This is a genomic window from Bartonella sp. AP65SXKL, from assembly GCF_042195725.1.
In the GTDB taxonomy this organism is placed as follows: domain Bacteria; phylum Pseudomonadota; class Alphaproteobacteria; order Rhizobiales; family Rhizobiaceae; genus Bartonella.
In genome coordinates this window covers 64269-87021 of sequence record NZ_JBHIOW010000003.1, presented here as the reverse complement: position 1 = coordinate 87021, position 22753 = coordinate 64269, and the positions used below count along the sequence as shown (strand labels likewise).

The 22753-nt window shown below is 37.1% G+C and carries 16 protein-coding genes; 7 read left to right on the top strand and 9 right to left on the bottom strand.

What is annotated here, in order from left to right; all coding sequences use genetic code 11:
• Position 1 precedes the first annotated feature (1 nt).
• From ACFIMP_RS02780 to glyA, 5 genes are all read right to left on the bottom strand, one after another.
• Positions 2 to 457 carry a 6,7-dimethyl-8-ribityllumazine synthase gene (locus tag ACFIMP_RS02780; protein ID WP_375611572.1) on the bottom strand — a complete coding sequence of 152 codons (456 nt, stop codon included), beginning with the start codon at positions 455 to 457 and terminating at the stop codon, positions 2 to 4.
• Positions 458 to 538: 81 nt separating this feature from the next.
• On the bottom strand, positions 539 to 1156 hold the full coding sequence (locus ACFIMP_RS02775) for a riboflavin synthase (protein ID WP_375685967.1): 618 nt from the start codon (positions 1154 to 1156) through the stop codon (positions 539 to 541).
• Entirely contained in the window at positions 1138 to 2268 is a 1131-nt protein-coding gene (ribD, locus tag ACFIMP_RS02770) for a bifunctional diaminohydroxyphosphoribosylaminopyrimidine deaminase/5-amino-6-(5-phosphoribosylamino)uracil reductase RibD (protein WP_375611590.1), read from the bottom strand. The genes ACFIMP_RS02775 and ribD overlap by 19 nt, the downstream gene beginning before the upstream one ends.
• Positions 2261 to 2743, bottom strand: coding sequence for a transcriptional regulator NrdR (gene nrdR / locus ACFIMP_RS02765; protein WP_375611570.1), 483 nt, complete (start codon positions 2741 to 2743; stop codon positions 2261 to 2263). Before nrdR ends, ribD begins: the two co-directional genes overlap by 8 nt.
• An 11-nt stretch (positions 2744 to 2754) precedes the next feature.
• Entirely contained in the window at positions 2755 to 4068 is a 1314-nt protein-coding gene (gene glyA, locus ACFIMP_RS02760) for a serine hydroxymethyltransferase (RefSeq protein ID WP_375611569.1), read from the bottom strand.
• Between the two features lie 322 nt (positions 4069 to 4390).
• On the opposite strand from glyA, the gene argC reads away from it, so the two are divergent.
• A complete protein-coding gene (gene argC, locus ACFIMP_RS02755) occupies positions 4391 to 5323 on the top strand; it encodes an N-acetyl-gamma-glutamyl-phosphate reductase (RefSeq protein WP_375613064.1) in 933 nt (310 codons plus the stop codon).
• Positions 5324 to 5343: 20 nt separating this feature from the next.
• On the opposite strand, the gene ACFIMP_RS02750 is transcribed toward argC, so the two are convergent.
• From ACFIMP_RS02750 to hfq, 4 genes are all read right to left on the bottom strand, one after another.
• Positions 5344 to 6420, bottom strand: a complete 1077-nt coding sequence (locus tag ACFIMP_RS02750; RefSeq protein WP_375613147.1) for a COX15/CtaA family protein — start codon at positions 6418 to 6420, stop codon at positions 5344 to 5346.
• Positions 6421 to 6566: 146 nt separating this feature from the next.
• Positions 6567 to 8393 (bottom strand): hypothetical protein, encoded by a 1827-nt coding sequence (locus tag ACFIMP_RS02745; RefSeq protein WP_375685966.1) that lies wholly within the window; start codon positions 8391 to 8393, stop codon positions 6567 to 6569.
• A 144-nt stretch (positions 8394 to 8537) separates the two neighbouring features.
• The gene (gene hflX, locus ACFIMP_RS02740) at positions 8538 to 9881 is read right to left on the bottom strand and encodes a GTPase HflX (RefSeq protein WP_375629395.1); all 1344 of its coding nucleotides are present in this window, start codon (positions 9879 to 9881) and stop codon (positions 8538 to 8540) included.
• Between the two features lie 53 nt (positions 9882 to 9934).
• Positions 9935 to 10174 (bottom strand): RNA chaperone Hfq, encoded by a 240-nt coding sequence (hfq, locus tag ACFIMP_RS02735; protein WP_005773461.1) that lies wholly within the window; start codon positions 10172 to 10174, stop codon positions 9935 to 9937.
• 655 nt (positions 10175 to 10829) lie between these two features.
• On the opposite strand from hfq, the gene ACFIMP_RS02730 reads away from it, so the two are divergent.
• From ACFIMP_RS02730 to ACFIMP_RS02705, 6 genes are all read left to right on the top strand, one after another.
• Positions 10830 to 15389: a hypothetical protein gene (locus tag ACFIMP_RS02730; protein WP_375621306.1), complete on the top strand. Its 4560-nt coding sequence runs from the start codon at positions 10830 to 10832 to the stop codon at positions 15387 to 15389.
• Between the two features lie 1004 nt (positions 15390 to 16393).
• Positions 16394 to 18712: an NADP-dependent malic enzyme gene (locus ACFIMP_RS02725; RefSeq protein WP_375611563.1), complete on the top strand. Its 2319-nt coding sequence runs from the start codon at positions 16394 to 16396 to the stop codon at positions 18710 to 18712.
• A 189-nt stretch (positions 18713 to 18901) separates the two neighbouring features.
• Positions 18902 to 19186, top strand: coding sequence for an acyl carrier protein (locus ACFIMP_RS02720; RefSeq protein ID WP_005773457.1), 285 nt, complete (start codon positions 18902 to 18904; stop codon positions 19184 to 19186).
• Between the two features lie 10 nt (positions 19187 to 19196).
• Positions 19197 to 20372: a beta-ketoacyl-ACP synthase gene (locus ACFIMP_RS02715; RefSeq protein WP_375613070.1), complete on the top strand. Its 1176-nt coding sequence runs from the start codon at positions 19197 to 19199 to the stop codon at positions 20370 to 20372.
• 15 nt (positions 20373 to 20387) lie between these two features.
• The gene (locus ACFIMP_RS02710) at positions 20388 to 21662 is read left to right on the top strand and encodes a beta-ketoacyl-ACP synthase (protein WP_375613071.1); all 1275 of its coding nucleotides are present in this window, start codon (positions 20388 to 20390) and stop codon (positions 21660 to 21662) included.
• A gap of 57 nt (positions 21663 to 21719) precedes the next feature.
• A complete protein-coding gene (locus tag ACFIMP_RS02705) occupies positions 21720 to 22748 on the top strand; it encodes a zinc-binding dehydrogenase (RefSeq protein ID WP_375613072.1) in 1029 nt (342 codons plus the stop codon).
• Positions 22749 to 22753 lie beyond the last annotated feature (5 nt).

Sequence of the window (22753 nt, the reverse complement as noted above, 5' to 3'; positions counted from 1 at the left end):
TTTAACGATTATCTCCAAATCTCTTTTTTAGAGCGATCATACATAAAGCAGCTTCAGCCGCAAAACCACCTTTATTTTTGTCATCTAGTTTTGCACGCACCCATGCTTGTTCTTCGTTTTCAACAGTCAAAATACCATTTCCAATAGCCAAGTGCTGATGAACAGTTAAATCCATCAATGCACGACAAGAATCATTAGCAACAATTTCAAAGTGATATGTTTCACCCCGAATAACACAACCAAGAGCAACATAACCATCATACGATATCTTGTTTTGTTCAGCAAAAGCTATTGCACTTGGTATTTCTAATGCTCCAGGAACCGTTACAACATCATAACTTGCTTCAGCTTTTTGCAAAGTATTCACTGCACCTCTCAAAAGTGCATCAGAAATCCCCTCATAAAAACGTGCCTCAACAATCAATACGTGAGGCTTTTTACCTATCTCTTTCATCATAATGGAATTCCACAAAAAACGAATCAAAAAAATCAAAGTTATAAAGCATAAAATTCTGAAAACGATCAATAGAGTGTTGGTTTATTCATCTTCTCTTTTTAAAGCAAAAAGTTTTGCAGCATAACGAGCAAGTTGATCAATTTCCAAATTGACCCGATCTCCAATTTTAGCTTGTCCCCACGTTGTCATTTCAAGTGTATGGCGAATAATAAGAACATCAAAAACACAATCCTCAACACCATTAACAGTCAAAGATGTCCCATTAAGTGCAATAGATCCCTTATTAACAATGAAAGGCATAAATTGTCTTGAAACTTTTAAATAAAAGCGAATTGCATCCCCTTCATTTTTTTGATCAATGATTTCAGCCAAACCATCAATATGACCAGAAACTAAATGTCCTCCCATTTCATCACCCAATCGAAGCGAACGTTCCAAATTAACAAAAGTTCCTTTTATCCATTGTACAAGATTCGTTAAACGTAATGTTTCTTCCCACGCCTCGACAACAAACCAATTGGAATCTTCTTGCTTTAATCCTCGCTCTACAATTGTCAGACAAATTCCTGAACAAGCAATTGACGCCCCAATTGCTAAGCTTTCTATAGCATAGCGGGTAGAAATCTTTAAACGCATCCCCTGCTTTAAAGGTTGAACATCTTCAACACAACCAATATCCGTTATAATTCCTGTGAACATAATGTCTTACGTCTCCACTTATAAAAACGGTCATTTCCAAACATTCTTGTCTCAATCTCATGAAACTGCGAGAGATAATTTCCAAAATGAGGGGCTTCAATACGATTTTTGCCTAAAACAATGGGGGTATGAAAACATATCAAATGATCAACACAACCAGCATTCAAAAATTTTTCCCCTGTCTTAACGCCCCCTTCCAATAAAACACTATTAATCCCATGTTTATAAAGCATCTGTAAAAGAGCAAAGGGTTCTACACAACCATTGTTCATCTCGACCGAATAAACAGACACACCATATTGCTCCAATGCATTTTTTTTGCTTTTCTTTGAAATATCCACATCACAAATAACCCATGTAGGAATTTTTATGGCTGTTTGGACAACTTTTGCATCAAGGGGGATAGATAAATCTGCATCCAAAATAATACGAATTGGTGAGCGCATCTCCATCCCTGGCAAGCGGCAATTGAGTTGTGGATCATCTGCTAATATAGTACCAATACCAACGAGGATAGCATTATTTTGAGCACGTAGAATATGCGTATGGGCATGAGAAAGTGTTCCACTAATTTTTACGCTGCCCTTCTCTCTTTTTCCAACACCATTATCGGCAGAAATTGCCATTTTAAAAGTGACCGCACAGCGTTGTATCTTCCTTATGCACCAATGCGTCCATAAGGATTCAAAAGCCTCTTCAGCTAAAATGCCCTCAACCACTTCAATACCCGCCGCTCGCAAAAGAGCAATACCATGACCATCAACACGCTTGTCACAATCAGTCAGCGCAATAACAACTCGAGAAACACCTGAATCAATAAGCGCATTCACACACGGCGAAGTTTTTCCATAATGCGCACAAGGTTCTAAAGTAACATAAGCAGTCGCTCCTTGAGCCAAAGAACCTGCCATGTGTAAAGCTTGCACTTCCGCATGAGGACTCCCATGAATAGCTGTTACGCCATAGCCAACAATAAAAGCCCCCACAGCACCATTATCGTTTCGCACAATTAACGTACCAACGGAAGGATTCTCACCTGTAAGACCGACATGACGTTCTGCTAAACGAATAGCTGCAGCCATAAACCGTTCATCTTGCACTTTTTTATTCATCAAAACGAGATTCTGTATCCGCGATGCCCTTTGACAATTCATCTATAACATCGTGAAAATCGCTTGCATTACGAAAATCTCGATACACAGAAGCAAAACGAATATAAGCAATATCATCAATTCTTTTCAATGCTTCCATCACAAGATGCCCAATTTTTTCTGAAGAAATCTCTGGTTCTCCCAAACTTTCAAGCTGGCGTACAATGCCAGAAATTGCTCGTTCAATATGATCAGGATCAATATTGCGCTTACGTACAGCCACATCAACTGATCGCATTAACTTATCACGATCGAAGGGTTCACATCGTCCACTTTTTTTAGCAACCAAGAGCTCACGCAACTGAACACGTTCAAAAGTTGTAAAACGACCACCACAAACAGAACACACACGGCGGCGGCGAATCACTGCCCCCTCTTCTGCTGGACGTGAGTCTTTGACCTGTGTATCCTCATATTGGCAGTAAGGACAGCGCATCCTTTGTATCCTTAACGAGTGGTAAGATAAGAGTAAAGAGGAAATTGATTCGTTATATCTTTTACCTTTTTCTCAACAGCCATTTCAACGGCATGATTATCTTCATCACTTTTTGCACTCCGAAGACCATCAAGAACTTCTGAAATCAGATGACCAACTTGAATAAACTCTTTTTCTAAAAAACCACGCGTCGTGGCAGCAGGTGATCCCAAACGAATTCCCGATGTTATAGATGGCGTTTCAGAATCAAAAGGAATGCCATTTTTATTGCAGGTAATATGAGCGCGTCCCAAAGCCAATTCAGCACGTTTACCTGTTAGATTTTTGGAACGTAAATCAACCAACAACAAATGATTATCTGTACCACCAGAAACAATATTAAAACCATTACCCTGTAATGTTTTTGCTAAAGTTTTCGCATTAGCGACAACATTGGCACTGTAACTCTTGAAAGAGGGACGCAAAGCCTCCTCAAACGCAACAGCCTTTGCGGCAATCACATGCATTAAAGGACCACCTTGAAGACCAGGAAAAATTGCAGAATTAATTTTTCTGGATAAAGCCTCATCATTTGTCAATATTAAACCACCTCGAGGACCTCGAAGCGATTTATGTGTTGTTGTTGTTACAATATGCGCATGTGGAACAGGTGAAGGATGCACGCCACCAGCAACAAGACCAGCAATATGAGACATATCAACGAGTAAATGAGCACCGATTTCATCTGCAATTTCACGGAATCTTTCCCAATCCCATAGCCGTGGATAAGATGAGCCCCCTGCTATAATAAGTTTTGGCTTACGTTCTTTTGCAAGCTGCTCAACCTCATCCATATCAATAATCTGATCTTCTTGACGCACACCATAGGAAACAACATCAAACCATTTTCCTGACATATTAACAGGTGAACCATGCGTAAGGTGACCTCCAGCATTTAAATCCAACCCCATAAATGTGTCACCAGGCTGAAGTAAAGCTAAAAAGACAGCTTGATTCATTTGGCTACCAGAATTAGGCTGTACATTCGCAAACGCAGCACCGAAAAGCTGTTTTGCCCTTTCAATAGCTAAATCTTCAACGACATCAACAAATTGACACCCACCATAGTAGCGCTTTCTTGGATAACCTTCTGCATACTTATTGGTTAAAACAGACCCCTGCGCTTCAAGGACCGCTCTTGAAACAATATTCTCTGAAGCAATAAGCTCAATTTCATGTTGTTGACGCTCAAACTCCCCTCTAATTGCGTCAAAAATTGCACCATCAACAGTTTGTAAATTATCATTAAAAAAGCGCTTTTGTGCGTCATTTTCTTGCTGAGTCATAAAACACATTCCTAACATAAAAAAATAAAGTCAAGGAACGATAACACAGCAAACCATGCAAACCAAACATTTTAAACTACTTACACTCAAAAATAATGAGGCAAATATTTATCTTATTCTTTGTTATAAAAACAGCGAAAAACTTTCCTCTCGAGAATAGTAAAAAATGAGATTACATTTCTTTTTTTACACTCTTATTTGTTTACACCTTTTACAAAAAATATCTATAATCTAAAGAAATTCAATAATTTAATGATTAAAAATAATTTATAATGTGAAAAGCTGAATATAATAGGCAAAGTTAATACGAAGGCAAATAAGAATGCTAACCAAAGTTTTTATTGATGGTGAACATGGCACAACCGGACTACAAATACAAAAACGCTTAGAAAGGCGTACAGATTTAAAACTACTCTCTCTTGCTCATAAAGATCGCCATAATGTTCATCTGCGACAAGACTATCTTAATCAAGCCGATATTGCTATTTTGTGTCTTCCAGATGATGCTGCACGCGAAACGGTTCATTGGCTTCAAAAAAATAAAAACATTAGGATTATTGATAGCTCGACAGCCCACCGTGTTGCACCAGATTGGGTTTACGGTTTTCCTGAAATGACAGCAGGACAAAGAAAGCGCATCCAAGCAGCACATTATATAACCAATCCCGGATGCTATCCTACCGGTGCCATTAGTTTGATTCGCCCACTCCGTGAAGCAGGACTGCTAGACGCCGATTATCCCATCTCGATTAATGCAATCTCCGGCTATACCGGTGGTGGAAAACAGTTGATTTTACAAATGGAAAATCAATCTCAACAAAATATTCAGGACAATTATTTTATCTATGGTCTTAATCTTGAACACAAACATGTGCCAGAAATTAAAATCTATGGACAAATCAATCAACCCCCAGTTTTTATACCAAGTGTGGGTCGTTTTCCCCAAGGAATGATTGTGAATCTTCCTCTGCATCGCCATTTATTCACAAAATCAGCAAACTGTTCTGATTTGCGCGAAATTCTCGCAAACCATTACGATGGACAAAATACCATTTTAGTTGCATCACAAGAAGAAACTGCTTCACTTCAAAGACTTAATCCAGAGTGTTTAGCCAATAAAGATGGTATGAAACTGTTCGTATTTGGAAATGATCGTGAAGGTATTTTTAATCTCAGCGCCATATTCGATAATTTAGGAAAAGGCGCATCAGCTGCAGCTATCCAAAACCTCGATTTAATGCTTTCAAGCGACTAAACCTCCCTACCCACAAACTTTTATTCAACAACGCGATAAGCTCCTTTTGTTGCTCGCCAATGTGCAACAACAAAACACAACACGACTAATGCCATACTTTGATGAATGAGCCCCAAACTTATCGGAACCTCATGTAACAGTGTTAAGATACCCAAGACTGCTTGGATAATAATCATAACACAGATAAGAAATGCACGACGAGAATGAGTTGAATGTGGAGCATTTTTTTGTACATAGAAAGCATGAATAGCCGAGGCAATCAATAAAAAATAAGCAAAAAACCGATGAATAAATTGAACCATTAAGGAATTTTCGAATAAATTGAGCCAAACAGGACGATGCTGCAACAATCCATCAGGAATAATCTGCCCATCCATAAGGGGCCATGTATTATAGACTTTTCCAGCATGAAGCCCTGCAACCAAAGCTCCGAAATAAATCTCTATCAAGACGAAAATAACAAGCCATGCCGCAAAATATTGCACCTTTTTATTTGCTGGTTTTTCTGAATATTCTGCAAGCCCTCGAGATAAATAAGTAACAAAAACAATAACAAAACATGCCGTTATAAGATGAAATGCCAAACGATATTGGCTCACACTTGTTAAATTACTTTGCCCAATCCCTGAAGCAACCATCCACCAACCAATAAAGCCTTGAAAGGCGATAAGAATAGGTACAACAATAAGCGGGAGTAAGATATTTTTTTCAACACGCTTAGTCGCCCAAAACCAAATGAGCCCCAATAAAGCGACAAGACCAACAAGACGCCCAAGAACACGATGCGCCCATTCCCACCAAAAAATAATCTTAAAAGCACTTAAGGTCATATCAGGATTAAGCAGCTTATATTGTGCTATTTGTTGATATTTTAAAAATTCCTCTTGCCATTGATCCTCACCAATCGGTGGAATAACGCCGTGTATTGGCTTCCATTCCGTTATAGATAATCCTGATCCCGTCAAACGAGTAGCACCACCCACTAAGACAATTGCCAAACAAAGCAATAAAATAGAGTAAAGCCACACCTGTATATGTTTTCTATTTTCCTTTTGCACAGGCGTTAAAACGCTATTGTTTAATCTCTTTACTGCCATCTCTGATTGCCCCACGCTTCTCTCCAACTAAAATGCATTTTAAAATTTAAACATTAACTCTTTGTCTATTTTAGTATGTACTACAACTTTAGCAAAAAACAAGCGTACCACTATAACATGCGATACATATTTCTTTTTTACGAAGCTTATGATGCAATAATGCGATAAACAGTCTTTGGAAAGCTGTCTACCATACGCATCATCCATTCTTGTTTATTAAGAACAGTATTACAAATATAATAGTCTGTTAGCTCTGCAAATTGCTCAAATCCATATTTTGGTTCACTTGCCATCTCTAGGATGATAAAATCATATTCTTTTTTAAATTCTTGTAATATATGAAAAATATCATTTGAAAAATCTTGTGCTGAAATAGCACTTGTTAACCCCTGAGGAAGAATATCAACCCCCGTATCATAATCACGGTAAATAACATCATGCAACTTGGCATTGCCCGTTAAAATATCACTCAGTCCGCGATGTGGGCCTATGACTTTCTCTATTTGTTGACCAGAAATATCGACCAACAAAATTGTTTTGTTCTCTTTTGTGAGATGAAGTGAAAGCTTTGCCGCTGTCCGTGCAGCTTCTGGTCCAATGATTGAAATAATGGTTGAAGCACGCCATTTCAAAACATCAGATAATCCCTCTATCGTAATAAAAGCTTCAAAATTTTTCATTTCTTGAGAGACTAAAATACTCTCATTCTTCTTAAGATCATTTTCTTTTGATCTCAAATCCTCTTCTGAGATTTGGTCTTTTTTCCTTTTAAAGCACGGATAGAATAACAATATTCCTAGCAAAAGAGTAAGGAAACTGGCCAATGCACTCACAAGAATATTTTTTCCATAAAGAGCCATAAAAGAAATTGGTGCTAACGTTGTTGGCGTGACCACGTGGATATTTGTATTTTGTAAGAGAAGAGGATCATCACTCAATCTCCGATATGAATCAATAATTTTTTCTCTTCGTTGAGCAGACTTGCTCATCGCTTCATTTTGGGCATCGACTGCTACTTTTATTTTATTTTCAAACTCGTTAAATATTTCATTCAAAGATTGGGATTGATCTTTTACAAAAAAGTTCATTCTTTTTTTGAGCTGTTTTTCTAATTCCGTTGCAATAACCTCATCTGAATGAACTTGATAAACGATTTGTAAAATTTTATTTTTTAATTGATGAGAAACTGTCTCTAATTCTGCAGTCATCGCTTTAATTTGAGGATGTGTCCACCCTAATTGCACAGCCATATGTGCTCTTTGTGTTTCCAAGAGATCACGTTTAGATTCCAGAGAAGCAATTGCTGAATTGCCTGCAATAAACGATAAAGACAGTAAAGACTGCCCATTTTCACGCATCATGTTAATCGTTGAATTCAAACTTGTTAAATGAATACGCTTTAAAGTTGCTTGCGTTAATTGCATCGAAAGATCATGAAGCTCTGTTTGTTTTACACCACGCTGAATAAAAGAATCAATAGATTTACGAAATTCCTGCACGATATTAAGGATTGCAATATTATCATATTGTTTGTCTTCTAATTTATCATTTAACAAGAATTGTTTCTGTTTTATGATTGCTTGTGAAAATGCGGAAAACCAAGTTTCCAACCCACGTTGAGCTGCTTCAAGTGTCTCGGCTTCAAAAGTAAGATCGATAAAATCACCATGACGCGATAAACGGATATTTTCATGATTTTTTTTCTTATAAGAAGCACTTAAAGAAAAATTCGAATCATTGAAGAACATAGGCTGTGAAAACAAAAAGGCGATAACATTGTCTTTCTTTTTAATTGGTAATGGCTTTCCTACAGAATCAGATAATGAAAATGTTAAAGTTGCTTGGTAACCACGAGGCTGGACAAAATAATACAACCAAATCAAAGATACACATAGCATTTGTAATAGCAAAACAATCAAAATGCTTCGCCATACGGTACGTACGAATAGTCTTTTATTACATGTAAGACTCATCTTTATTTTAACCAGCAAAATACTTCTTCATATTGTTTTATTAAGAGAAAGTAGTAACTATCCTCTTAACTTGCTGTCATATTATTTTGAGATAATAAAAATATAAAATTTAAGAAAAAATGTTCAAAAATAGCTTTAAAGAACTTAATTCATATTTTTTTTGAGGCTCTCTAGTTGTTTTTTTGCTTCAGAAGTAACAACCGCTCTAATGGTAATAGACCCATCATCATGCCCTTCTTGCACTATTTCCGCAGAATTTTCATAAAACCAATCAATAAGCGACATTTCATGAGGTTGTAAAAGATATTCAATGCTTTGCACCTCTCCAAAAATTCGCTTTTCAATGGCTCTTAATAATTGATCGAGTCCATCCCCCTTAAGTGCTGATACCATGAGAGCAGGATTTAATCGCGTCTTTGCGCTTGTTTGTAAAACATTCAATGCTTGCTCATCTAACATATCAATCTTATTCCAAACTTCTATGATATGCTCCATATCATCAATATCGATATCAAGACTTGAAAGCACTTCTAAAACATCTTGGGCATGTGCTCGATGATCAAGATCTGACATATCTCTTATATGAAGAATGAGATCCGCTTCAACCACTTCTTCAAGGGTTGCTCTAAAAGCTGCAATCAAATTCGTTGGCAAGTTAGAAATAAACCCTACAGTATCAGACAAAAGAACAGTTTTTCCATGGGGAAGCACAACTTTGCGCAAAGTCGGGTCAAGCGTTGCAAATAACATATTCTTTGCTAAAACATCTGCACCGCTTAAACGGTTAAAGAGAGTTGACTTTCCTGTATTCGTATATCCTACCAGTGCCACAACAGGATAAGATGTTTTTTTCCTTTTTGCTCTATGAAGTGCACGTGTTTTAATAACCGTTTGCAATTCGCGGCGAATACGAATAATTTTTTCTTGTAAAAGACGCCTATCTGCTTCAATTTGCGTCTCACCAGGTCCACCTAGGAAGCCACGCCCCCCCCGTTGCCTTTCCAAGTGCGTCCAACTCCGCACAAGCCTCCCTTTTTGATAGGACAAGTGCGCTAACTCTACTTGCAAAACTCCTTCTTTTGTTCGTGCACGGTCCCCAAAAATTTCAAGAATCAAAGCCGTTCTATCGATAACTTTGCAATTCCACAATTTTTCTAAATTACGCTGCTGTACTGGCGTTAAAAAGTGATCTACAATCGCAAGCTCAATAGAATATTCATCTATATAACAGGTTAACGCATCTACTTTACCTTTTCCAAAGAGAGTCGCAGAGCGAGGCGTTGCAATATTAATCGTTTCATAATTAACAACTTCTAACCTTATAGCACGCGCTAACCCCAATGATTCTTTAACACGAGAAGATATAGAACACTCTCTCAAAGAGCTTTCACTTCTATTTTCTTGAAAAATCGGTATCAAAACAAGTGCGCGCACCTGTCCTGTATTCTGCGAAAATACCCCTCCTAATCTCTCATTTTCATTTATCATAGCAATCTAAGTACTTTTAAATGGGATAAGAGGTCTATCTTAAAATGATATGTTTACTCAGGACTTTCACCCTCAAACATCTGTACAGGCTGTCCAGGCATAATCGTAGAAATAGCATGCTTATAAACCAATTGCGCGTGTCCATCTCGGCGCAAAAGAACACAAAAATTATCAAATGAAGTTACAATACCCGTGAGTTTAACGCCATTGACAAGAAAAATTGTAAGGGAAATTTTTTGCTTACGCACCGTATTTAAAAACACATCTTGCAGGTGTTGTGATCGCTCTGCCATTATTCTTACACCTTTATCTAGATTGCATAAAAATATTCGTGCATGCATATCGACTGAAAAATATCCAATTGTCAACGTAGAAGCTTAAAAATTCAGCAACAAACAACTGAAATTAGAGAAAAAACAGCTCTTTAAGACAATAATAAAGTACAACTTACGAAAAGCTATATTAAATTAAAAATTTTTCCACGTTTACTTTTTTATGAGCTTACAATTCAAAGGGATACTTTTATACATCCTAAGCTATTACGGACTATATGTGATGATGAATCTGCTTCGTTTAGAATCAATAAAAGTAAGCGGACAACAACATTTATTAACGATTATCGATATTAAAGAAAGGCATTCGCACCTTACTGTATATATAACCGCTATTAAATTGTCCTTATTTCAAAGACTGCCGGCTTATAAAGCTTTCTATAAACACAAGTTGTAAACAGTATTTTTGTTTTAGTTAGATTTAAATAATAAATTGTTTTTACTATATTTTATAACATTTTTAAACAGGGTACAAGAAACCGCGTTAACTTTATCTTGATAAGTTTTTAAAATTTTTCCCTAAGCATATTCCTTTCTAAATAATTAACAGCTAGTATGTAGAAATTATGTGGAAGAGGACGTATCCCTTTTCCGGCTGTAAGAGTACGAGGCGAGTATGGCACGCAGAACAAAATTGCAAACATTTGAAGTTGAAGTTGAAGAAGCCCTCACAAAAGCTATGAACTTTGATTTCGATGACACAGGATTTGAAACGATATCATCCAATAATTCTGAAAATGTTGTTAATGTCGATGATCTGATTCAAAAAATTGCAATGGCAGAAGAAGAATTTTTTGCTGAAAACGGTACGTCAACTTTTGTTTCTAATATTCATGATGAAGCTGTTGTTGATAAATCCGTTGTTGAACAGCTTTTTGCTCCAAAACCTTCACCTGATATTTCAGGTGGAACTGTTCATAATACATTATTGCCTACAAAACTTCTTCCTGCAAATGATGATATAACAACCCCTGTAAATTTTGGACCATTCAAGCAGCGTTCTTCCTCTCGAGTCTACTGGTATACAACAGCGCTTAGTGCTTTATGGGCAACGGGAGGAGCTTTTATTGCGCATAAACTCGCACCTACCGGACTCAGCTCCTTATCCAATATCAGCACTTTTGTTACATCCCCAACAGGACTTGCTGTAGCAGCCGGAACAGCAATTCCTATCCTTATATCTTGGGGCGTTGCTCAATTAACAAAACGTTCAAACGACTTGCATAATATTGCGCTTCTTATGACCAATGCTGCACAGCGCCTTAGTGAACCACAACATCTATCTGAAAAACAAGCTATTGCTATAGGGCAAACCATTCGTGAAGAAGTAGCGGCAATGAACGAAGGTATTGAACGTACCCTCGGACGTGCTGTTGAACTTGAAGCAATCATACAAGGTGAAGTTCACAATCTAGAACAAGCCTATGCTGAGAATGAATCACGCATTCACACATTAATCAAAGAATTGAGTAATGAACGCATAGCCATTTTGAATCACGCAGATCGCGTACAATCAACAATTAAAGGAACCCAAGAACAACTGAGTGATGAATTTGGTTTGGTTACCTCTAACATTGTGACCAATGTTGAAAAGCTTGCACAAACCCTTTCTCAAACTTTACAAAAACAAGGTGAAGACCTTGTTGAAAAACTTTCCTATGCCGGTGATGGCGTAACAAATCAACTTGTTGAAAAATTTAACAAAACAACAACACAAATTCAGCAGAAAAACACGGAATTTTTTCATGAATTAGGAAAAAACTTTGATGGTTTTGCAAAACGATTTGATCATAATGAAAAACAAATAGAAAAAACCTTTAATGAAACAGCTGAAAAAGCGGAAGTACATGTTGCTAAAATTGCAACACATATACAAGCAGTAACAGATCAAACTTTGCACGCTGTCGATGAAAAGTTTAAAGCCTTGGATAAAGCTCTTATTGATCGTAATAATCAATCTCTACAGAATTTTGATGAGAAGATCTTAAAGCTCGACGACCAAGCACATAAACTCTCTTCTAAATTTGATAACGTAACCTCGCAAGCAATTGGAGCCTTTGAACAACGTTTAGCAACTGTTGATCTTTCTCTTAAAGAACATAGTGATTCCATCATTGATTCCTTTATAGAACGCAGTCAGGCTTTAGAGGATAATGCTGAAAAACTTGGTAACTTCTTGGAAGCTCATGTCTTGAAAATAAATGAGAACCTCCAAGAAAAAACAGCAGACATTACCCATGCATTTACAAATGGACGTGAAGCTATTCTTTCTGCAATTGATAAAAGTAAGGAAAGTCTGAGAGAAGAAATTCAATATGTCGACAATGCCATTGTTGATATCATACAAGAACGTTCACAAGATTTTAAAGTACAACTTTCTGATCAACGAGCTCTTATGGCAGACATGCTCGATAACGAGAAAAATAAAATTGCGGATACATTAAGAAATCAAATTGATGTTTTGTCCCAAAATACTTCTCATATTGAAAAAGTTTTGGCTGATAATGTTCAAGTCGTTGATAAACAAGCTGAAAATCATATTACAAACATCATTCAATGCACTGAAAAGTTACAAGATGTCATTGTACAAAGTTGTAATACAACCCAAGATGCTTTAGAAGCACAAGCGAGAAATATTGATATCCGTGCCGATGCTCTGCGCGATTCTTTAGCGATTAATAGTTTTTCTCTCAATGAAGTTCTTGCCGATCAAGCACGCACACTTGAACAACGCATGGAAACAATCCATAATCTCATTGCAAAAAGTGATATACGTGTCGATGTTGCATTGAAACAACAAATAGATTTAGTTGAGAGTGCAATTGTCGCCAATAATAAAAACATTACTGAAACGGTTCAAGATCATATCAAAAACCTTGAAAGCCATGCCGAAATTTTAAAGAATACTCTCTCTCAATCGAGTGGTGTTTTCTTTGAAACCCTTGAAACACGTATGGAATCATTCGATACAGATCTAGAAGATCGTGCACACAAAATTTTTGAACGGACAACAACGCTAGAGGAAACATTATCTGAAAAATTTAGCCAAATCTGTGAAGCCATTGATATGCAAACATCTGTTATTGAGGAACGTTCTGACACATTAAAAACGTCTCTCATGATTAGTAATGAGCAAAGTCAGATAATTCAACAAGCGCTGGAAAGCAGTGTTGACAATATGCGTGTAACCTTAGAAGACTCTGTTAATACAGTGACAGATAACCTGCATAATAAGATTATAAAAGCTTCTGATATTCTTTCTTCTACGAGTGAACAAATTCTTTCATCTGTTACAAATGTTACTGCACAAGCAGAAAATATTCTCTCAGAATCAGGCAATCGCATTGTATCAAATGTCAAAAAAACTGTTTATGATACCAGTGAAAAAGTTCTGTCAGTTCTGTCTGAACAAACAGCGCATACTGTCGAAGCTTTCGCAACAGCCAGCCATAATGCACAAGCATTATTGAATGAAACTATTCACACATCAACAACAGCAATAGAACAAGTTCTTAATGAACGCTGTGATGTTCTTCATCACTCTATGCAAAATCTTAAAAATAATTTAGGATATCAGCTCTCTGATGTAACGAGCCGTCTGGAAGATGCTGGAAATCAAACAACAACACAAATTTCACAACATGTTGGAAAAATAACAGAGCTTACAAATCACTTAAATCAAGCAGCGCAAAATACGACAGAATCAATTGATTCTTTAACACAGCATATCGGTGAACAACTCTCTCTTTCCACACAAGATGCTGAACAAAGAATTTATGCACATAATGAATCTTTAGTGAATAGCTTAACCAAAGCTAACTCTGAAACACTTCAAACAATAACGATTATGAAGGAAGAGCTTGTTAATAATGTCTCATCCATCTTAACACAGTTGAATCAATCAATTTACAATTTTCACGAAAATAGTAATGTTTTATTATCGGCTGTTCAAAATATTGATGGGCAGTTTAATGAGAGTACGAATAATTTTTTCCGCAACACGGACCAAGTAGCAGAGCGTTTGTCAGCTTCAAATCAAGCGCTCAATACTAATGTTGAAATTCTGCAAGGACTTTCAAAGAGTACCTTTGAACAAATTAATCATATAACGAGCAGTTTTGGTGAACATGCAAAGACACTTTCCCAAACTATTCATGTTCTTGAACAGTCTGAAAATTCACTTAGTGCAACACTTGAAGAAAAACATAATACGCTTTCTGTATTAAGCGATGCTCTTGTTTCAAAGTCTCATGAAATTAATCAAATGATTGGGCATTATGAAAAAATCTTCAACTTAGCACTTGAACGCTCTGATAAGAATGCGCGTAACTCCACAAATTCATTCCAACAATCACTTAATAAGCTTGTTAGTGAAGCATCAACGCGTTTTTCAGAAGCAGCAGAAGATATACGTCGCTCCGCTGATGAAGTTCGTTTAGAGCTTTCAAAGATTAATAATGATATCAATGAAAATGTAAAAAAACTTCCAGAAAAAACAAAAGAAACAACGCAAACAATTCGCACAGCTTTGAATGAACAGATTACAGCGTTACAAGATTTAGTCAGTGTTATACAAAATGATCAAAAGAGCGCACAAAAACAGCTAATGTCAGCATTTCCTACATCATCAATGTTTAATCAAAAAAGTGACAGTTCCACTGAGTCTGTTAAAAAGATTGTGCCACCTAAGCCTATTTTGCAACAAGATCAAAGCAAAAAAAGACCAAATAAATGGGTATCAAATCTCTTAGAAAGAGCTTCACGTGAAGAAACATTTTATGATGCTCCCCCTAGTGATGATGTTTTAACATCAGTGCAAACAAAACCATCTCCTGCAAACTGCTCTCTTAATTCATTAGCTTCTGGTATAGTGCAAGCTATTAATCACAATGCCATTGTTGAGCTATGGGATCATTATCAACGTGGACAAAAAAACATCGTAACAGAACGCCTTTATACCTTAAATGGACAAAAAATATTTGAAATGATTAAGAAAAAATATATGAGCGATTTTGGGTTTAAACGTTCAGTGAATCAATATGTTACAGATTTCGAAAAGCTCTTACGTGATATATCGCGCAGTTCTGGCTCTTCCAACTCAGTTCGCAAGTACTTGATATCAGATACCGGAAAAGTTTATACTATGCTTGCTCATGCAAGTGGTCGAATCCAATAACAAATAAGAAAGTGGAAAAAGATATTTTTTCCACTTTCTCTCTCCAGTTGTTTTAATGGCTCATCATAGAATGCTTTTTTTTCAACTGTAGCTTTGTACTTCAAAGGTTGGGATAATTGGCATGCGGTTTTCTTTGATATCCTAAGCAATAACCCTAAAGAAGCGTAATGGCTTATCAAACAACGTATCATTCTAAGAATGATAAAGCATGTTTTCTATTTCCTTATCTTTTTCTTAACTCCTTTATTTTTCATAGTTTCATAAAGGTACAAAATCGGTAATAATTATTTTTATTAATTGTGAAAAAAATTCATGCTTTTGTATTAAAATAGCTCATAGAAACACTTCTATTTATTTTTTTTTAATGTTTTTTATCCACATATTACTCTCGTTTGAATTATGTAAGTAAATATTTTTTATTATATTAGATGAGTTTGAGCTAAAAGAATCTTATTGTATTCAAATTTCTCATTCAACATACGAGATGATTCATTATAAATTATAAAGTTTGCATTATTAAGAGTTCAATTGAATAATAAACAAAACAACTCCCATTTTTAAAGTTCCAATTTCCTTTTAAATAGCTGCAAAAATAATTTATAAATTGCAAATTGTTATTTAAAATTTCTTCTACCTCCCTATAGAAATTTAAATAAAGAAGATGAAGTTAATAGAAAACACTCTTCTTTTCTTTCCTTAAGTTGTAAGCATTGCAAAAAAAATAATGGCTTGGTAATGTAATTATTAGTAATATTTTATTCGTTTGTAGACTAATCAATTTTTACGCGTTTTATTAAGGAAAGAAAAAACTAATCGTGCTTCTATCAATGAAATTATTCATGCACAAAAACAAAAAGAATCATCAAACTGGTTTTACGATCCAGAAGAGTTTTCTCATACTCATGCATTTTGATATTCAGAGAAATGAGGATCTATTAGTGGACAAAACCTTATCGTAGATGGAACATCTCATATACACATACGCTAACTTGGATATCATAAAAATGTCTAGAGAACGAAATAGTGATTTCAGTTCACCAAAAGCTGAACTTGACAGTGCCGCACTTTTTTATCACCAGTACCCTAAACCTGGAAAATTGGAAATACAAGCAACAAAACCTCTTGATAACCAACGTGATTTAGCTCTTGCTTATTCTCCAGGTGTTGCTGCACCATGTCTTGCAATTCATGAAGATCCTAATCTTGCTGCTCAATATACCTCCCGTTCTAATTTAGTCGCTGTTATATCCAATGGAACTGCTGTTCTTGGTTTAGGAAATATTGGCCCTCTTGCTTCAAAGCCAGTTATGGAAGGTAAAGCCGTTTTATTCAAAAAATTTGCGAATATTGATGTCTTTGATATTGAAATTGATGCATCCGATATAGAACAAATGGTACAAACGGTATCGACTTTAGAACCTACATTTGGTGGTATTAATCTTGAAGACATTAAGGCTCCTGAATGTTTTGACATCGAAGAAAAGCTTCGTGCTAAAATGAAAATTCCAGTTTTTCATGATGACCAACATGGAACTGCCATTATTGTTTCTGCGGCTGTATTAAATGCCTTAAATCTTTCAGGAAAAAAAATTGAAAATGCAAAAATAGTTACCTCAGGTGCAGGTGCTGCTGCCCTCGCTTGCCTTAATCTTTTGGTTCGTCTTGGGGCAAAAGTTGAAAATATTTGGCTTAGTGACTTAGAGGGAGTTGTTTATGAAGGTCGCAAGACCCTTATGGATCGTTGGAAAATCAATTACGCACAAAAAACGGACGCACGAACTTTATCTGATATTATTGATGATGCGGATATTTTTCTAGGCCTATCTGCAGGTGGTGTTTTAAAGCCTGAATATCTTAAAAGAATGGCTCAAAATCCACTCATTTTAGCACTGGCTAATCCAGTACCAGAAATTATGCCTGAAGAAGCACGCTCTATACGACCAGATGCAATGATCTGCACAGGACGCTCTGATTATCCCAATCAAGTTAATAATGTCCTTTGTTTTCCCTATATCTTCCGTGGTGCATTAGACGTAGGTGCTAGTGCAATTAATGAAGAAATGAAAATGGCCGCTGTTCATGCGATTGCTGCCCTTGCACGTGAAGAAACTTCAGATGTTGTAGCACGTGCATACTCAAAAGAACCACCCAATTTTGGACCAGACTATCTAATCCCCTCTCCTTTTGATCCGCGTTTAATACTGCGTATTGCCCCCGCTGTTGCTAAAGCAGCAATGACAACTGGTGTCGCCATTCGTCCCATTGAAGATATGGAGGCCTACTATGATATCCTCAATCGATTTGTCTTTCTTTCTGGTTTAACAATGAAACCTGTTTTTGCTGCAGCAAAAACAGCAAAACGTAAACGCGTCATCTATGCCAATGGTGAAGATGAACGCGTCCTTCGTGCGGCACAAGTTGTCATTGAAGAACAAACAGCAACGCCCCTCCTTATCGGCCGTCCACATGTCGTAGAAGCAAGATTAAAACGCTTTGGTTTAAGAATTCGTCCCGGTATAGATTTTGAATTAACAAACCCTGAAGATGATCCACGTTTTCGTGATTATGTTAATTTATTTTTTCATTATACAGGAAGGCGTGGTGTTACGCCTGAAATGGCAAAAACAGTAGTGAGAACATCAACAACGGCTATTGCTGCCCTTGCCGTTATGCGTGAAGAAGCAGATGCAATGATTTGCGGCTTAGAAGGACGCTTTGAACGTCAACTTGAATTGATTGAACAAATTATCGGTCTTGATCCTCATGTTCACCGTTTTTCTGCTATGAGTTTGCTTATCTCTCAACAACGTACTCTTTTCCTTACAGATACTTACGTCAATGAAAATCCTTCTGCAGAAGAAATCGCTGAAATGACTGTGTTGGCAGCTCAAGAAGTTGAAGCATTTGGAATAACACCAAAAGCAGCCTTATTATCACACTCAAACTTTGGTTCTAAAAACACAGAAAGTGCGCGTAAAATGCGACGTGCAACAGAAATTCTTGCCAAATTACACCCTGATTTAGAAGCAGATGGTGAAATGCATGCTGATGCTGCCCTTTCCAAAGTTTTTCGTGATCGTGTTTTTCCTAATTCTCGTCTTAAAAGTGAAGCTAATTTGCTTGTCTTTCCAACACTTGATTCAGCCAATATCACGCTCAACACTGTTAAAAGCCTCACAAATGCACTCCATGTTGGTCCTATTCTAATCGGGGCAGCACGTCCCGCCCATATCTTAACACCTTCAGTAACTTCCCGGGGAGTTGTTAATATAACAGCCCTTGCTGTCCTTGCTGCCAATAGAAAAAATAGTCTCGTAAAATAAATGCGTAATAAAATTTCAAAGTTTTTTAAATATTGAGATATAGTATTTCATGTACTGTAAACCTCTTTTCTCTATAGATAAAGACAGCTATATTCTGGATTAAGTCTTTTTTTTAAAGAGAAAAAAGGCTAGAAGAACAATATTAAATGTATTTTGAATTTACTAACTCTATAATAAGGAATCCGTACATTGCCTTCCACGTTTGATAAAGTTGCTGATATCATTGCAGAAATCAGTGAAATTGATCGCAATACAATTACACCTGAGAGTCATACAATTGACGATTTAGGAATCGACAGTCTTGATTTTCTTGATATTGTTTTCGCTATTGATAAAGCTTTTGGAATAAAAGTCCCTCTAGAACAATGGACACAAGAAGTCAACGAAGGTACCGTTGCAACAGAAGAATACTTTGTTCTTAAAAACCTTTGTGCAAAAATTGATGATCTCGTTGCCTTAAAACAGGCGGAGTAGTTTTTTCGCCATGCATGATCAATCTGTATTCATCACTGGTATAGGTCTCATAAGCTCTCTGGGGGAAGGAACTGATCAACATTGGAATCTCTTAAATGATCCAATCCGTACACCAAACCTAGATTATACAACTTTTTCACCTTACACGGTTCATAAATTGCCCGAAATTGATTGGAGTTTACAAATTCCTAAAAAAAGTGATCAACGGCAAATGGGAACATGGCAGCGTCTTGGTACCTATGCGGCTGGTCTTGCTCTTGATGATGCCGGCATGAAAAATAATGAACAACTCACTTCAACAATGGATATGATCGTAGCGGCAAGTGGGGGAGAACGTGATATTACTGTTGATACACAGATTCTTTCTAAAGCGCGCGCTGTTGCCGATCATGCTTCTATGTTAAATGTTGCTCTTTCAACTGAACTTCGTCCAACATTATTTTTGGCACAACTTTCAAACCTTTTGGCAGGAAACATTTCAATTGTTCATAAAGTCACTGGATCATCTCGTACATTTATGGGAGAAGAAGGCAGTGGTCTTTCTGCACTTCAAATTGCTGTAGCTCGTATTAAATCAGGTCAAAGTACCCATGCTCTTGTAGGAAGTTCCTATAATGCACAAAGTTATGATATGTTGTTGGCGCATGAGCTTGGTGGTCTTTTAACCCATAATGGATGGAGCCCAGTGTGGGATCGTGGAATCTATCCAGGCGGCGGTGTCATAGCAGGTTCTGGTGGGATCTTCCTAGTTATTGAAAGTGGAGAACATGCCAAAAAACGCAACGCACGTGCTTATGCTGAAATTAGCCAAATTATTACAGACCAAACAGATAGAACCAAAATTCCACTTAGAGATTCAATTGCAACAATGTTAAAAACTGCGGGCGCTAAATCTGCCTTAGCCATTTCAGCAGCCTCAGGAGCTCACGAAGCAACAAAAGCAGAACAAAATGCTCTTGATAATGCTGATCTATCTTACCGTGGCATTACAACATTATTTGGTTATATGCGGGAAGCACAATTTCCTCTAGCTCTAGCTCTTGCAGCACTTTCAATTGAAAAAAAACGCGGTTTTCCAGCGTTAAGTCCTCATGAAAAACCTTTTTCTAAAGAAGTACGTGAAATATTTGTTACAACGATTGGTATAAAAAGAGCTGAAGGTATTGTGCGTCTTACTGCTGTTTGAAGGGGAATTTCTATAGTGAAATATCATGATCATTTTGGGCGTCCACTTGTAGCAATAACTGGTGCAGGCATTGTCACATCACTGGGACAAGGGAAACATGAAAATTGGCAAAAATTAACAAGTGGTGTAAGTGGTATCCACAAAATAACACGTTTTCCCGTTGAGGGATTAAATACATATATTGCTGGAACAATTGATTTTCTTAAAGAAAGTACACTTGGTGCTTCAGCTCTCTCTGAGAAGCTTGCACATCTTTCTGCTGAAGAAGCTTTAGAACAAGCTGCTATTGATAAAAAAAATTTTAATGGACCACTCTTTCTAGCTGCTCCTCCTGTTGAACTTGAATGGAAAGCACGTTTTAGTCTTGATCAAGAGGAAGAATTCAATAATGAGCCTTCTTATGCACATCTTCTTAAAGTCTGTAAGGATAAACTCCATGAGACGCTTTTTGAATCCACACAATTTGGTGCAATTGCAGAAAAACTTCAAAAAACATTTGGCACAAAAGGACTTCCTGTTACACTTTCCACTGCCTGTGCATCTGGTGCAACAGCAATTCAATTAGGTGTTGAGTCTATTAGACGGAGAGAGACAAATAGAGCTCTCATAATTGCGACAGATGGATCAGTTTCAGCAGAATCTCTTATTCGTTTTTCGCTACTATCTGCTCTTTCAACTCAGAATGAGCCTCCAGAAAAAGCAGCAAAACCCTTTAGCCGTGATCGAGATGGTTTTGTTATGGCAGAAGGCTCAGGCGCTCTTGTTCTTGAATCTCTTCAAAGCGCATTAAACCGTAATGCTACAGTTTTAGGAATTTTAGCTGGCTGTGGAGAAACCGCCGATGACTTTCACCGTACACGTTCAAAACCCGATGCATCACCAGCAATTGAATCCGTTCGCAAAGCTTTAGACGATGCAAAAATAACCATCAATGAAATTGACTATATTAATGCCCACGGAACTTCAACACCTGAAAATGAAAAAATGGAATATCTTGCATTATCAACAGTATTCGGTGATCTTTTAGAGCATATTCCTGTCTCTTCTAATAAATCAATGATTGGGCATACATTAACTGCTGCTGGTGCAATAGAAGCGGTTTTTTCGCTTTTAACCATTCAATCGGGAATACTTCCACCAACAATAAATTATGATAACCCTGACCCTACTATCCCCTTAGATGTTGTTCCTCATCATAGCCGTAAGTCCTGTGTCAATGCGGTTTTGTCAAACTCATTTGGATTTGGTGGTCAAAATATGAGTCTTGTTATCACTGCATATAAAGGATAATCCTGTAATAATAAAATTTTATAACGCTAACCAATAATATATTTAAGGGGGATGATAATGCGTGCACTGCAACTCTTCGATGATCGTCGGCTTGAAATCACCAATATTTCCCCGCCATCTTCACCTAGTATAGGTGAAGTAACTGTGCGGATAAAAGCCGTTGCTCTTAATCATATTGATGTATGGGGATGGCGTGGCATGGCTTTTGCGAAAAGAAAAATGCCACTCATCATTGGTGCAGAAGCCTCTGGTGAGGTTATACAAATAGGAGATGGCGTTGAACATCTCCAACTTGGACAGATTGTCTCAATTTATGGTGCACAAACCTGCGGAGTATGCCAAGCTTGTCATGAAGGACGGGATAATCTTTGCAGTAATGTAAAGGGAGTCTATGGTTTTCACCTTGATGGATTTGCGTGTGAGCTTGTCAATTTGCCAGCACGTTTATTAGTTCCATCACCTCCCCAATGTGATGAATTGCAAGCAGCAGTTGCTCCAATTACTTTTGGTACCGTAGAACATATGCTTTTCGATAACGCAAAACTACAAGCAGGAGAAACAATCCTGGTACAGGCTGGTGGCTCAGGTATTGGTTCTGCAGCCATTCAACTTGCAAAACACATGGGCTGTACAGTTATCACAACTGTAGGTTCAGATGAAAAAATTGCAAAAGCGCACTCTCTTGGGGCAGATCATGTGATTAATTATCGTAAAGATCGTTTTGAAGGTGTAGTGCGTAAATTAACCCAAAAAAAAGGTGTTGACGTTGTTTTTGAGCATGTTGGTGTCGATACATGGAACGGTTCTCTGTTATGTATGAAAAAAGGAGCACGCTTAGTGACTTGCGGTTCTACCTCTGGTGTTTCAGCACCAATAAATCTCATGCAATTATTCCAGCAACAGCTTAAAATATTCGGTTCATTTGGCTGCCGTATGGAAAATATGAAAAATGCCATGCAAAAAATGGCACAAAAAGCCGTACACCCTGTCATTGATACAATTGTTGGGCTGGATGAAATTGATACAGCTTTAAAACGAATGGAGAGTCGTGATGTTTTTGGTAAAATTATCCTTAAAATCGATTAAATCAT

What these genes read in the sequence shown, in the direction of transcription:
- ACFIMP_RS02780 (WP_375611572.1), bottom strand. Translation starts at nt 457, where the DNA reads ATGATGAAAGAGATAGGTAAAAAGCCTCACGTATTGATTGTTGAGGCA.
- ACFIMP_RS02775 (WP_375685967.1), bottom strand. Translation starts at nt 1,156, where the DNA reads ATGTTCACAGGAATTATAACGGATATTGGTTGTGTTGAAGATGTTCAA.
- ribD (WP_375611590.1), bottom strand. Translation starts at nt 2,268, where the DNA reads ATGAATAAAAAAGTGCAAGATGAACGGTTTATGGCTGCAGCTATTCGT.
- nrdR (WP_375611570.1), bottom strand. Translation starts at nt 2,743, where the DNA reads ATGCGCTGTCCTTACTGCCAATATGAGGATACACAGGTCAAAGACTCA.
- glyA (WP_375611569.1), bottom strand. Translation starts at nt 4,068, where the DNA reads ATGACTCAGCAAGAAAATGACGCACAAAAGCGCTTTTTTAATGATAAT.
- argC (WP_375613064.1), top strand. Translation starts at nt 4,391, where the DNA reads ATGCTAACCAAAGTTTTTATTGATGGTGAACATGGCACAACCGGACTA.
- ACFIMP_RS02750 (WP_375613147.1), bottom strand. Translation starts at nt 6,420, where the DNA reads ATGGCAGTAAAGAGATTAAACAATAGCGTTTTAACGCCTGTGCAAAAG.
- ACFIMP_RS02745 (WP_375685966.1), bottom strand. Translation starts at nt 8,393, where the DNA reads ATGAGTCTTACATGTAATAAAAGACTATTCGTACGTACCGTATGGCGA.
- hflX (WP_375629395.1), bottom strand. Translation starts at nt 9,881, where the DNA reads ATGATAAATGAAAATGAGAGATTAGGAGGGGTATTTTCGCAGAATACA.
- hfq (WP_005773461.1), bottom strand. Translation starts at nt 10,174, where the DNA reads ATGGCAGAGCGATCACAACACCTGCAAGATGTGTTTTTAAATACGGTG.
- ACFIMP_RS02730 (WP_375621306.1), top strand. Translation starts at nt 10,830, where the DNA reads ATGGCACGCAGAACAAAATTGCAAACATTTGAAGTTGAAGTTGAAGAA.
- ACFIMP_RS02725 (WP_375611563.1), top strand. Translation starts at nt 16,394, where the DNA reads ATGTCTAGAGAACGAAATAGTGATTTCAGTTCACCAAAAGCTGAACTT.
- ACFIMP_RS02715 (WP_375613070.1), top strand. Translation starts at nt 19,197, where the DNA reads ATGCATGATCAATCTGTATTCATCACTGGTATAGGTCTCATAAGCTCT.
- ACFIMP_RS02705 (WP_375613072.1), top strand. Translation starts at nt 21,720, where the DNA reads ATGCGTGCACTGCAACTCTTCGATGATCGTCGGCTTGAAATCACCAAT.